Source organism: Pseudochrobactrum algeriensis (assembly GCF_018436245.1).
Lineage (GTDB): Bacteria > Pseudomonadota > Alphaproteobacteria > Rhizobiales > Rhizobiaceae > Pseudochrobactrum > Pseudochrobactrum saccharolyticum.
On record NZ_CP075361.1, the window covers coordinates 2,606,161 to 2,618,903 of the forward strand.

Annotated in this window: 16 protein-coding genes; 7 read left to right on the top strand and 9 right to left on the bottom strand. The window is 50.9% G+C overall.

The annotated features are described in order from the left end of the window. Positions 1-64: 64 nt before the first annotated feature. Entirely contained in the window at positions 65-757 is a 693-nt protein-coding gene (gene yihA / locus KHQ09_RS14055; protein ID WP_022712484.1) for a ribosome biogenesis GTP-binding protein YihA/YsxC, read from the top strand. Positions 758-816: 59 nt separating this feature from the next. Further along, positions 817-1,704 (top strand): acetylglutamate kinase, encoded by an 888-nt coding sequence (argB, locus tag KHQ09_RS14060; RefSeq protein ID WP_022712483.1) that lies wholly within the window; start codon positions 817-819, stop codon positions 1,702-1,704. A gap of 65 nt (positions 1,705-1,769) precedes the next feature. On the opposite strand, the gene KHQ09_RS14065 is transcribed toward argB, so the two are convergent. Next, positions 1,770-2,675, bottom strand: coding sequence for a DMT family transporter (locus KHQ09_RS14065; RefSeq protein ID WP_213598884.1), 906 nt, complete (start codon positions 2,673-2,675; stop codon positions 1,770-1,772). A gap of 146 nt (positions 2,676-2,821) precedes the next feature. On the opposite strand from KHQ09_RS14065, the gene KHQ09_RS14070 reads away from it, so the two are divergent. After that, on the top strand, positions 2,822-3,520 hold the full coding sequence (locus KHQ09_RS14070) for a pyrimidine 5'-nucleotidase (RefSeq protein WP_022712481.1): 699 nt from the start codon (positions 2,822-2,824) through the stop codon (positions 3,518-3,520). Positions 3,521-3,532: 12 nt separating this feature from the next. Then, positions 3,533-4,408 (top strand): DUF817 domain-containing protein, encoded by an 876-nt coding sequence (locus KHQ09_RS14075; protein ID WP_238481642.1) that lies wholly within the window; start codon positions 3,533-3,535, stop codon positions 4,406-4,408. Between the two features lie 54 nt (positions 4,409-4,462). On the opposite strand, the gene KHQ09_RS14080 is transcribed toward KHQ09_RS14075, so the two are convergent. Then, on the bottom strand, positions 4,463-5,302 hold the full coding sequence (locus KHQ09_RS14080) for an LOG family protein (protein WP_022712479.1): 840 nt from the start codon (positions 5,300-5,302) through the stop codon (positions 4,463-4,465). Between the two features lie 377 nt (positions 5,303-5,679). Between KHQ09_RS14080 and dapD the strand changes: the two genes are divergently transcribed. Beyond that, positions 5,680-6,534, top strand: coding sequence for a 2,3,4,5-tetrahydropyridine-2,6-dicarboxylate N-succinyltransferase (gene dapD, locus KHQ09_RS14085; RefSeq protein WP_213598888.1), 855 nt, complete (start codon positions 5,680-5,682; stop codon positions 6,532-6,534). Between the two features lie 70 nt (positions 6,535-6,604). On the opposite strand, the gene KHQ09_RS14090 is transcribed toward dapD, so the two are convergent. The 3 genes from KHQ09_RS14090 to KHQ09_RS14100 form a co-directional block, all read right to left on the bottom strand. Beyond that, positions 6,605-6,820, bottom strand: coding sequence for a hypothetical protein (locus tag KHQ09_RS14090; protein WP_213598890.1), 216 nt, complete (start codon positions 6,818-6,820; stop codon positions 6,605-6,607). A 123-nt stretch (positions 6,821-6,943) separates the two neighbouring features. Next, positions 6,944-7,159, bottom strand: coding sequence for a hypothetical protein (locus tag KHQ09_RS14095; RefSeq protein WP_022712476.1), 216 nt, complete (start codon positions 7,157-7,159; stop codon positions 6,944-6,946). 121 nt (positions 7,160-7,280) lie between these two features. Further along, on the bottom strand, positions 7,281-7,496 hold the full coding sequence (locus KHQ09_RS14100; RefSeq protein ID WP_213598892.1) for a hypothetical protein: 216 nt from the start codon (positions 7,494-7,496) through the stop codon (positions 7,281-7,283). Positions 7,497-7,910: 414 nt separating this feature from the next. On the opposite strand from KHQ09_RS14100, the gene dapE reads away from it, so the two are divergent. Together dapE and KHQ09_RS14110 are read left to right on the top strand one after the other, a co-directional pair. Then, positions 7,911-9,098, top strand: a complete 1,188-nt coding sequence (dapE, locus tag KHQ09_RS14105) for a succinyl-diaminopimelate desuccinylase (protein WP_420801449.1) — start codon at positions 7,911-7,913, stop codon at positions 9,096-9,098. 70 nt (positions 9,099-9,168) lie between these two features. Next, a complete protein-coding gene (locus KHQ09_RS14110; RefSeq protein WP_022712473.1) occupies positions 9,169-9,774 on the top strand; it encodes a hypothetical protein in 606 nt (201 codons plus the stop codon). Here KHQ09_RS14110 and truA read toward each other — a convergent pair. The 4 genes from truA to def are packed head-to-tail and all read right to left on the bottom strand — an operon-like array spanning position 9,769 to position 12,567. After that, positions 9,769-10,524, bottom strand: a complete 756-nt coding sequence (truA, locus tag KHQ09_RS14115) for a tRNA pseudouridine(38-40) synthase TruA (protein WP_151160114.1) — start codon at positions 10,522-10,524, stop codon at positions 9,769-9,771. The genes KHQ09_RS14110 and truA overlap by 6 nt on opposite strands. Continuing rightward, the gene (locus KHQ09_RS14120) at positions 10,525-11,052 is read right to left on the bottom strand and encodes a GNAT family N-acetyltransferase (protein WP_213598893.1); all 528 of its coding nucleotides are present in this window, start codon (positions 11,050-11,052) and stop codon (positions 10,525-10,527) included. Further along, the gene (fmt, locus tag KHQ09_RS14125; RefSeq protein WP_213598894.1) at positions 11,049-11,984 is read right to left on the bottom strand and encodes a methionyl-tRNA formyltransferase; all 936 of its coding nucleotides are present in this window, start codon (positions 11,982-11,984) and stop codon (positions 11,049-11,051) included. Before fmt ends, KHQ09_RS14120 begins: the two co-directional genes overlap by 4 nt. A 49-nt stretch (positions 11,985-12,033) precedes the next feature. Continuing rightward, positions 12,034-12,567, bottom strand: coding sequence for a peptide deformylase (gene def / locus KHQ09_RS14130; RefSeq protein WP_213598895.1), 534 nt, complete (start codon positions 12,565-12,567; stop codon positions 12,034-12,036). Positions 12,568-12,743 lie beyond the last annotated feature (176 nt).

Genomic DNA, 12,743 nt, shown 5'->3' on the forward strand with positions numbered 1-12,743 from the left:
CTCAATGCCATAAAGAACAGTGTTATGTTGCAATGACACGGATATAAGCCACAGGAAGAATTGAGTGACCGAAGCAGAACTGGCCGTCGCAAAAGAAGCAGAGAAATATGCAGCACTTGTTGCCGAGGGTAAGGCTCTCTTCAACAAGCGATGGATTTTTATCCGCGGCGTGCCGTCAATGAAATTTCTGCCGCCGGAAGGCCCTGTTGAAATCGCTTTCGCCGGTCGCTCCAATGTCGGCAAATCCTCGCTGATTAATGCGATTGTCGGCCAGAACGGCTTGGCACGTACATCCAACACACCGGGTCGTACGCAGGAACTCAACTATTTTGTGCCGGATGGTTATTCCGGTGAAAATGGTGACCTGCCACCATTGGCACTCGTGGATATGCCGGGCTATGGTTTTGCTGAAGCGCCAAAATCCATGGTTGATGCATGGACACGTTTGGTATTCGATTATCTGCGCGGCCGCACCACGCTGAAACGTGTTTATGTGCTGATTGACGCTCGTCACGGCATTAAAAAGAATGATGCGGATGTGCTGGATCTTTTGGATAAAGCCGCCGTCTCCTACCAGATCATTCTCACCAAGATCGACAAGATCAAGGAAGCAGGCGTGCCGCGCCTGATGGCGGAAACTCAGAAAGCGATTGCACGCCGTCCGGCCGCTTTCCCGCAGATTCTCGCCACATCCTCCGAAAAAGCCATCGGCTTTGATGCAGTACGCGCTGCGATTGCTCTGCTGACCAAGGAATAGGAACCACGCTAGGTGGTTTCTTTATCACTCACATAACCCTTCATGCCGTGGAGTGCTCCATGACCGCGACAAGCCCTGAAATCCAAGCACAACTTCTCTCAGCCGCCCTGCCCTTCATGCAGCGTTATGAGAATAAAACTGTCGTCGTCAAATATGGCGGTCATGCCATGGGCGATGCGGCACTGGGCAAAGCCTTTGCCCGCGATATCGCGCTGCTCAAACAATCCGGCATCAACCCGATTGTTGTTCATGGCGGCGGCCCGCAGATTGCAGCAATGCTGGGCAAGCTTGGCATTGAATCCCGCTTTGAAGGCGGCTTGCGCGTTACCGATGAAAAGACGGTTGAAGTGGTTGAGATGGTTCTCGCCGGTTCAATCAACAAAGAAATCGTGGCGATGATCAATGCCGAAGGCGAATGGGCAATTGGCCTGTGCGGCAAAGACGGCAATATGGTTTTTGCTGAAAAAGCGCATAAGACTTATCGCGATCCGGATTCCAATATTGAGCGCGTGCTTGATCTGGGCTTTGTCGGCGAGCCGGTAGAAGTGGATCGCACATTGCTTGATCTGCTTGCACGCTCCGCCGTAATTCCGGTGATTGCACCGGTTGCACCGGGCCGTGATGGCAATACCTATAATATCAATGCGGATACCTTTGCCGGTGCGATTGCGGGTGCGCTGAGCGCAACACGTCTGCTGTTCCTCACCGATGTACCGGGTGTTCTGGATAAGAACAAAAACCTGATCAAAGAATTGTCGGTTGCAGATGCGCTGGCACTGATTGAAGACGGTACAATTTCCGGCGGCATGATCCCGAAAGTTGAAACCTGTATTGATGCAATCCGCCGCGGTGTGGAAGGCGTGGTTATTCTCAACGGTAAAACCCCGCATTCCGTATTGCTGGAATTGTTTACGGAACACGGTGCCGGCACGCTTATCGTGCCATGAACTAAAGAGCACGCTTATCGTGCTTTAATCAAAAAAATCCCGCAATTTGCGGGATTTTTCGTTTCTTATTGCCATAATAATAAGAACAGAATGCCGGTGACAATCAGGATACATCCGGCCACTTCCATGCGGTTGATCCGCTCTTTAAAAATGAACACTGCCGAGATGAAAGTAAAAATCAGTTCGATCTGCCCAAGCGCACGCACATAGGCCACCTGCTGCAAGGCCATAGCTGTAAACCAGCCCATTGATCCCAGTACGCTGGACAGGCCAACCAGCGATGATGAGCGCCATGATTTCAGCACCAGAACAATTTCGTTCTTGTCCTTGATCAGCATCCATACCAGCATGAAAACCGTCTGGAATGTCGTTACACAAGCAAGTGTCACAGCGGCTTGCATGATCGGATTAGGGCCATCCAGCGACAGTGCAGCAGAACGATAGGCCACGGCGGAAATACCGAATACACCACCCGAAGCAATACCGATCAGAGCTGTACGGCTGACCAGCGCTTTAAACAAATTGCCCCAGCTCAGCGGCATCCGCGCGACTGAAATCAGCATCACGCCCAGCACGCCGACAATAATTGCCAGAACGGCACCGGTTGTCAGACGTTCTCCAAGTAAGATCAGGCCAAAGATAGCAGCTTGTACCGGTTCAGTTTTGGAATAAGCTGTTCCAACAGCAAAGTTGCGCAGAGTAAACAAATAAACCAGCATGATCGTTGCAAAGATCTGCGCCAGCCCGCCGACAACACTCCAGAACAGGAATGCACCATTAACCTGCGGCAAAGCAAAACCAGCAAAGATATGCAGACCCAGCACATAAAGAATGGCGACAGGAAAACCATAACCAAAACGCACAAAGCTTGCGCCTCTGGTGCCGAGCTTGCCTTGCAGTTTCTTTTGCAGTGTCGTGCGCACATTCTGCATAAAGGCAGCGGCAATTGTAATCGGTATCCAGAGTTCCATGATTATGCAGTGCTTTTCTGTTTTGTAGAAATATATCAGGCTCTGTTTGCCCTGCCCCGCCGCTAAATACAAGCCACCTGTCTCAGGCTCTGTTACCCAGCAAAATAAAGGCTGATCTTTACAAAACTTCGTGGCATAACAGCTGCATGACCAATTTACCTGAACCGCGCCACTTCGCCCATGTCACTGACTGGGTGTTTGATATGGATAATACGCTCTATCCGCACGACACTAATCTGTTCTCGCAGATTGATGTGCGGATGACATCTTATGTCTCGGAACTGTTGCAGCTGCCACGCGATGAGGCGCGCAAGGTTCAGAAGCGGTTCTATCAGGAATATGGCACCACCCTGAAAGGGCTGATGGAATGTCACAAGATTGACCCTGACGACTTTCTCGCCAAAGTGCATGACATTGACTATACGTGGCTGAAACCCGATCCGCTTCTGGGTGAAGCCATTGCCCGCCTGCCCGGCCGCAAATTCATCTATACCAATGGCGATCGCAAACATGCAGAAAATGCGGCAGCACAGCTTGGTATTCTCGACCGTTTTGACGATATTTTCGACATTGTTGCCGCACAGCTGGTGCCAAAGCCGGAGCGTGCACCTTATGAGCTGTTTTACAAACAATGCGGGATTAATCCGCAAAAAGCAGCCATGTTTGAAGATCTGGCACGCAATCTCACAGTGCCAAAATCCACCGGCATGCGCACAGTTCTGATTGTGCCGAATAATTTTGAGCCGGATTTCAGTGAGATTTGGGAAAGCGATCCCGCCTTTACTGACAGCGTGGATTTTGTCACGGATAATCTGACAGAGTTTCTGACTGCGCTGCACCCGTAAATGCATCAACCCGTGCACAGCAAACGCCGTTTCACTTCACTGGAAGCTGTAATCGATGCAGCCGCACACCGGCTGCTTGACCGGTTGCCACAACATGGTCTCTCCGGTGCATTGGTTGAGTTTCTGGTTTTCGGGCTGAAACAGGCATGGGCATGCCTGTTCGGCGGCGTCATGCTCGGGCTGATTATTCTCAGCAAATATCTATGGGCAGACGGCTCTGCCCTGCCGCAACTGATCACACGCTATGATTTCCTGTTTCTGTCAGCAGTTACCATTCAGTTGCTGATGCTGCTGAGCCGCTTGGAAACCTTACGTGAAGCCAAGGTCATCCTGATTTTCCATATTGTCGGAACAGCAATGGAAATCTTCAAAACCCATATGGGGTCGTGGATTTATCCAGAGGAAAATCTGTTCCGCATCGGTGGCGTGCCGCTATTCTCCGGCTTTATGTATGCGGCAGTCGGTTCCTATATGGCGCGGATCAACCGTATTTTTGATATCAGACTGGCATACTACCCGCCATTACCGCTGACTTTTGCACTCGCCACCGGCATTTATATCAATTTCTTCAGCCACCATTATCTGCCGGATATGCGCTGGCTGCTCTTTGCCGTCACCGCATTGATGTTCTGGCGCACCAGCATGCATTACCGCGTGTTCCGTTTTCGTCACCGTATGCCGTTACTGCTGGCGTTCTTCCTGACTTCCCTGTTTATCTGGATTGCCGAAAATATCGGCACATGGTCACGCGTCTGGCTCTATCCGGGGCAACATGACCAATGGGTGCCGGTCTCACTGTCGAAACTCGGCGCATGGTATCTGTTGATGATAATTTCCGTGGTGCTGGTGACCGTTATTCATCCGCCGAAACAGCCGGACGACAGATAATAAAAAACGCCGGTGCGTTTGCACACCGGCGTTTGCAATTCTCGCGATCAGCACTTACAGATCATAGTGATCTTTCACGACATTCCATGCCTCATCGGCCGTATCCACATAATGGAACAGCTCCAGATCTTCCGGCGAAATTGTGCCCTGTTCGGAGAGATACGGAATATTGATCGCCTTCGTCCAGAACTCCTTGCCGAACAGCACCAGCGGCACACGTTCCATACGGCCAGTCTGCATCAATGTAAGTGTTTCAAACAACTCGTCCATGGTACCGAAACCACCTGGGAAAACGGCAAAAGCCTTGGCACGGAACAGAAAATGCATCTTGCGCAGCGCGAAATAGTGGAAGTTGAAGCACAATTCCGGCGTGACATAGGCGTTCGGCGCCTGCTCATGCGGGAGCACAATGTTCAAACCGATAGACGGCGCACCAATATCAGCGGCACCACGGTTGCCCGCTTCCATCACACCCGGCCCGCCACCGGTGACGACGACGAATTCACGGTAATAGGTTGAAGCCGAATATTCCGAGCAGCGGCGGGCAAATTCACGCGCTTCTTCGTAATAGACGGAATTAGCTTCAAGGTTCTTTTTCTGAACTTCGTTTTTCGCAGCCCACGCCTCGCCGCCCGGCTCAGGAATACGCGCGCCACCGAACAGTACGACAGTCGACTTGATGCCGCGCTCTTCCATAATCATTTCCGGCTTCAGCAGCTCAAGCTGCAAGCGGATCGGGCGCAGTTCCCGCTTGGTCATAAATTCCGCATCACTGAATGCCAGCTTATAGGCAGGCGCACGGGTTTGCGGTGTATCCGGCACCGCAGCGACGCGCTTAACAGTTTCACCGGAATTGCTGAAAGGTGTCCAGCCATCTTTCTCAAGCGGATTCATGCAATATCATCCTGTTGTGGCAGCGACATCAATTATAAAAAAGCAAGCCACTGTTCGTGTTTCCATATTGAGTGTCTGAATCAAAAATCGTCAGACCGAGACGAAAAGGGTGATTTCGAGAACCGGAACGGAGCGTACCTATTGTACGTGAGTACCGGAAGCCCAGAAATTGCCCTTTGCAGGCCGGCATGGCGACTTTTAGATCAGATACTGAGGCATATAGTGCAAAAGCGGCAATGCCAAGATTGACCATGCTTTGAGCATAGCCTAATCATTTGCCGAAAATATTCCGTAATCTGTATATTTCGTCAGGCATTTCGTCTGAATGACGAAATAAATGCGATTTAATTCCGTTTCAACACCTCAGGAGCAGTAATATGTCCCAGCCTGATCTGTCAGCTCTCGAAAAAATTATCACAAAAGCTTTTGATGAGCGTGACACAGTCTCGGTATCTACCACCGGAGAAATCCGTGATGCCGTCGCACAATCCCTCTTGCTGCTCGATCAGGGAAAAGTACGTGTTGCCGAAAAACAGGCAGACGGTAACTGGACAGTCAATCAGTGGCTGAAAAAAGCAGTGCTGCTTTCCTTCCGTCTTAACCCGATGGAAATCATCAAAGGTGGTCCGGGCGCATCCGTCTGGTGGGACAAAGTCGCTTCCAAATTTGACGGCTGGTCTGCCGACGAGTTTACACAGGCCGGTTTCCGCGCTGTGCCAAACTGCGTTGTACGTCACTCCGCTTATATTGCGCCAAACGCCATTCTGATGCCGTCTTTTGTCAATCTCGGCGCTTATGTCGGTGAAGGCACGATGGTTGATACATGGGCAACTGTCGGCTCCTGCGCTCAGATCGGCAAGAATGTCCATCTGTCCGGCGGCGTCGGCATCGGTGGTGTGCTTGAGCCATTGCAGGCTGAACCAACCATCATTGAAGACAATTGCTTTATCGGAGCCCGTTCGGAAGTGGTGGAAGGCTGCATCATCCGTGAAGGTTCGGTGCTTGGTATGGGTGTCTATATCGGCAAATCCACCAAAATCGTCGACCGCGCCACCGGCGAAGTCTTCTACGGCGAAGTACCGCCTTACTCAGTTGTTGTTGCCGGTACTATGCCGGGCAAACCACTGCCAAATGGTGAAGCAGGCCCGAGTCTTTATTGCGCGGTTATCGTTAAGCGCGTTGATGAAAAGACCCGCTCAAAGACATCAATCAATGATCTGCTGCGCGATTAAAAGCAGCCTTTCAAAAACAACAAAAGCGGCGGGCCTCAAGCCCGCCGCTTTTTGTTTGTTATACCGTCAATTAACGACGGGTACTTGCAGGCGAATGATCGTCAAAGCCGTTAGCGGAACCGTCGCTATAGGTTTCGGTCTGTGTGCTGGTTACAGTCGCATTCGCAGTTACAAATGTCTGGTCAGCACCATACAGATTGTCTGGAATACCGGCATTTGGATTTTCAGCAAATGCGGCACCGGCAGTCAAAGCAAGGGCGGCAACAGTCAAAGCAATCTTTTTCATTTTCATATTCCTTTTATAGGCCGGTTATTCTCAACGGGATCAGTTGGGAGGTCTGTTCATCAGACGTTGAAATCCGGCTGTCATTCATAATGTTAATGTTATGCGGAGGAGGTACCGGCTAAATTAGCCGTTATAGCTGGATGGTGAATTGTCACCGAAACCGTGAGCCGAACCGTCTGTAAAGGTTTCAGCCTGTGTGCTTTTCACAGTTGAAGTGGTAATCACAGGTGTCTTGTCATTGCTGTACAGATCGTCAGGAATGCCAACATTTGGATTTTCAGCAAAAGCGGCACCGGCGGTCAGAGCAAGGGCGGCAACAGTCAAAGCAATCTTTTTCATTTTCATATTCCTTTTATATGCCGGTCATTTTCAACGGATCAGTTGGGAGGTCTGTTCATCAGACGTTGAAATCCGGCAGTCATTCATAGTGTTGATATTATGCGGAGGACGTGCGGACTAATCAGTCGTTATAGCTGGATGGTGCATTATCACCGAAACCGTGGGCGGAACCGTCTGTAAAGGTTTCAGCCTGCGTGCTTTTCACAGTTGAAGTGGTGATCACAGGTGTCTTGTCATTGCTGTACAGATCATCAGGAATACCCGCATTTGGGTTTTCAGCAAAAGCTGCTCCGGCAGAAAGAGCAAGTGCAGCAACAGTCAAAGCAATCTTTTTCATTTTCATATTCCTTGTTCAATTTATGTGAACGTGCTTGGGAGAAGCGCCGTTCCGATGACCCTGAGATAGGAGCCATTGTTTATGATTTCAACTCACATAAATTTTACGAATAAATAAAAATTCTGACACAATCTTTCCTTGAAAAAACAACTAACACATATCAACTCAATAAAATCAATAACTTAACAGTTTAAAAATTTGGCAGATATTTCAATATTCGCTGTATCGTTCTCTAAACAGAGACATTCCGTTCGTTGTATCGTTCCCAATTGATGAACAATAACAGTTTTATCACAATATTATTACCGGCTGTTACAGTGCTGTTTTTGGAATTAGATACCGGCAAATCACAGTGTGACTCATCAAAGATAGATTCCAGATGCACCGGCTTGCGGCATCTGCTAAGCCTTGTGCATGATGACCACATTTGATCCCGCCGAAAATCTCGCTGCTCTTATCCGCTGCCCGTCAGTTACACCGGCAGAAGGCGGAGCTCTCACAACGCTGCAGGCAATGCTGGAGCCGCTCGGCTTCAAAATCGAGCGTCCTGTCTTCACCGAAGAAGGCACGCCGGACATAGAAAATCTCTATGCACGCCTCAAAGGCACAGGCCCGCATCTGATGTTTGCAGGTCACACCGATGTCGTGCCGACCGGCGATCTCTCGCTCTGGAAACACCCGCCTTTTGCAGCCGTTATTGAGAATGGCGAACTCTATGGCCGTGGCGCAGTCGATATGAAAGGCGGCATTGCCTGTTTTGTTGCCGCAACCGCCCGCTATCTGAAAAAATTTCCGGATCGCAAGCCGAATATTTCTTTCCTGATTACCGGCGACGAAGAAGGCCCCGCAATCAACGGCACCGACAAATTGTTGCATTGGGCAAAAGCCAAAGGCGAAAGCTGGGATGCTTCACTGGTTGGCGAGCCAACCAATCCTGACCGTTTGGGTGAAACAATTAAAATCGGCCGCCGTGGCTCTGTCACCGGAACCGTAACAGTTCATGGCACACAGGGACATGTGGCCTATCCGCAAAATGCGGATAATCCGGTGCGCGGTATTATGGCTCTGCTGAATAGTCTGCTGATACCGGCCTATGATAAGGGTACAGAGAATTTTCAGGCAACCAATCTCGAAATCACTTCGATTGACGTCGGCAATCCGGCAACCAATGTCATTCCGGCAAAAGCCGTCGCTTCATTTAACATCCGCTTCAATGACACGTGGACAGCCGATACTCTGCAAGACGAAGTTACACGTCGTCTGAGCGATGCTGCACAGGACAATCCGTTCCGGCAGGATAAATCGGTGCCACTTCACTATGAGTTACAGTGGAGCGAACGTCCGAGCCATGTATTTCTGACCCGCAATGACAAGCTGATTGACTCTCTTAACGGTGCGATCAAAGCGGTGACCGGCAAACAGGCCACACTTTCCACATCCGGCGGCACATCCGACGCCCGTTTCATCAAGGATTATTGCCCTGTAGTGGAATTCGGTCTTGTCGGCCAGACCATGCATATGGCCAATGAGCGGACATCACTGCAAGACCTTGAAAATCTCACCGCAATTTACGAAAAATTCCTTGAGGGCTTTTTCGCCTGAGTCATTTTACTTCGGGTGCCTGTCCTGAAAACACAGGCACCTCTTTCGTCGTCACTTATACAGGTTGCCCATGCCCAGTTTTGAAGAGATTCAGTATTATTTCTCCGCAGTCTGGCGCACCATGACCGGCCATCCGGAAGCATTGAATGATCTGAATACGGATGCAGACGGTTTCTGGCGGTCTTTTTATGCAATCCTGATTTCTCTGCCGCCAATGCTGATCGGCTGGGTCGAAATCGCAGCCCGCCTTACCGAAGGAACAGAAGGCGGCGACGCAACAGCATTGCGCCTTATCAATACGGTCAAGCTCGGCGCTATTGATATGATTGTCTGGCTATTACCGCTGCTCATTATCGGCTTTCTCAGCCGCAGCCTTGGCCTTGAACGCCGTTTTTCTACCTATGTAGTCGCTACAAACTGGACAACCGCGTTATTTGCGTGGATCTATGCCCCGCTCTCATTCCTCAATCTGCTGCTGCCGGACTTGTCTCCGGTCTTCGCAGGTATCGGTTTCGGGCTGTTTCTGGCGACATTGGTGCTGAGCTACAGGCTCACCCGCGCAGCCTTGCAAAGACCACATAGTTTCGCCGCACCATTTTTCATTTCTGTAGTGCTGGGCAGTATTATGCTGACAATCATATTGCAAAATCTGGCAGGTTTTATGCCTGCTCTATAAAATCAGCGGATAATCCGCACCGATCATATAGAGGCCATGGGCAGGTGCCACGACACCGCAGGCTTTGCGATCACGTGCTTCCAGTGCCGCCACCAGATCGTCATTGGTCCAGCGGCCTGTACCCACTTCAGAAATACTGCCAACCAGAGACCGCACCTGATTATGCAGGAAAGACCGCGCAGATGCCCGCACCTCAATCAACTCGCCATGGCGCTGTACATTCAAGAGATCAAGCGTTTTAACAGGGCTTTTGGACTGGCATTGTGTTGAGCGGAATGTCGTAAAATCATGCAGGCCGACAAGCAATTGTGCGGCCTCGTGCATGGCATCCGTATCGAGCTTTTTCGCCACCCACCAGGCACGGCTGGCTTCCAGCGCCAAAGGTGTGCGGCGGTTGATAATTCGGTAAATATAATGTCGTCCCAGCGCACTGAAACGCGCATCAAAATGATCCGGCACTTTCTCGACATTAATCAGAAAGACGCTCTCTTTATCCAGCGCCAGATAGGCATTGACGGCATCACGTACTTTGGATGCGCCCCAATCCTTGGTCAGATCAACATGGGCGGTTTGCTGAAAAGCATGAACACCAGCATCGGTACGCCCTGCAGCCCCGATTGAATTGCTGTCACCGCAAAATTTGAAAATCGCGGCTTCAATAGCCCCCTGCACCGTCGGCGCATTATCCTGCCGCTGCCATCCGGCATAGGGTGAACCATCATATTCAACTGTCAGGCGATAACGCGGCACTCAATTTTCTCCGAATGCAGAAGCATAAATCAGTTTACCTTGCAAAGGTGCAAGAGTGGCTGTGTTCGTGAGGTGCTTTGCCTGCAAATATTGCGCGGGATAAACACTCTCAAGTCCGGCAGCATCGGCAACGCTGTAACCGAAGCGTCCGTAATAGGCCGGATCGCCTAAGACAATGCTCAGAACCTCACCTTGCTGAACCAGCAGCTTGTGTGCAGCCTCAACCAGCGCACTGCCCAGCCCCGTCCGTTGCATTTCCGGTGACACAGCAAGCGGCGCCAAAGCAACAGCAGCCAGACGATTGCCGGACTGTTCGACCCATAATCTGGAAAACAGAATATGTCCGGCAATTTTACCGTCAATTTCCGCAAGCAGCTCCAGCACAATGTCACCGTCAGCGGCCAGCTTGCGCACCAATGCAACCTCATCAGTCCCGTCAAAAGCAGCGGCAATCACACCATCAATCGTTGAGCGATCTTGCTCTCTGACGGGGCGTATATCCGGCTGCTTGACGGGAGAATGACTCATGGCAGAATTGTACCGGTTGCGAGCTTAACGCCATTGCAGAATTCTGCAGCGCTGACAGCCTTGCCACCCGCTTTTTGCACCAGCGTCAGCGCAACCGCGCCCTCACCACAGGCAATCACCAGCTGCCCGTCCAGCACTTCACCGGCTTTGCCAGCGCCATCAGCGATCACCGAGCGCAGCACTTTCACGCGCTCAAGCTGACCATTGATTTCCATTTCGCACCAAGCACCAGGAAACGGGCTCAGGCCGCGGATACGGTTATGCACGGCGTGCGCCGGTTGTGCCCAGTCGATACGCGCTTCGGATTTTTCAATCTTGGAGGCATAGGTCACGCCATCTTCTGACTGGGGGTTGAGCTTCAGGCTGTCGCGCTCCAGTGCTGCCATCGCACGCACCATCAGATCAGCACCGGTAATGCTCAGACGATCATGCAATTCACCGCAGGTCATATTCGGAGTGATGGTAATTTTCTCGACCATGGCCACGGGACCGGTATCCAGCCCCTCATCCATTTTCATAATCATCATGCCGGTCTCGGCATCGCCCGCCATAATCGCGCGCTGGATCGGCGCAGCGCCACGCCAGCGTGGCAGCAGCGAAGCGTGACCATTATAGCAACCAAGTGCGGGCGCTTCGAGAATAGCCTTTGGCAGCAACATGCCATAGGCAACAACCACAGCGACATCCGCATTGAGATCACGGAAAATCTGCTGCTCTTCTTCGCTTCTCAGACTTTTCGGTGTGAAAACAGGAATACCGAATTCTTCCGCTTTTTCATGCACCGGCGATTTTGTCAGTTCCAGTCCACGACGACCAGCCGGACGCGGCGGCTGACTGTAAACAGCCACAATTTCATAGCCCTGTCCGATCAGCGCTGTCATCACCGGAACAGAAAATTCCGGCGTGCCCATAAACACAATACGTAACGACATAGACTATCCTACCTACACTCTCTGACCTGACCGTAATTCAGCCTGCATTTCAGATTTTTTTACCTGAAGCCGGCACATGGGTCTTGGCCAGTTTTTTGAATTTCTTGATCACCATATCCCGCTTGAGCTTGGAAATATGGTCGATAAAAAGCACGCCATCCAGATGGTCAATCTCATGCTGCAGACAGGTAGCCATCAGGCCTTCAGCTTTGATTTCCTGCGGTTTACCGTCCAGATCCTGATAGGTCACGCGCACAGTCGCAGGGCGTTCCACTTCCGCATAATAATCAGGGATCGAGAGGCAACCCTCTTCATAAGAGCTCGGCTCATCCGAGCGCTCGACAATCACCGGATTAATGAAGACCTGTGGTGCAGGGGCATCGCCCTCTTTCGCCAGATCAATCACCACCATACGGATCGGCTCAGCCACCTGAATTGCAGCCAGACCAATACCCGGCGCATCATACATCGTGGCAAACATATCATCGGAGAATTTACGCAAATCCGCATCGAAACGCTCAACGGGTTTGGAAACCTGACGCAATACCGGATCAGGAATAAAAATAATCGGCTTAATGGTCATCACAGTGATCCGGTGTTGCAAATGATTGAAAATATCTGACACCCGCGCAGGCGGGCACAATCGGAATGATGTCCGATCTAATCTCTCAGCACTCCGCCGTCAATAAATTACATGAGATGAACAAAAATTTGTTCACGTTTTATTCCTATATTTACCGCGAATCGTGTAATCTTTAT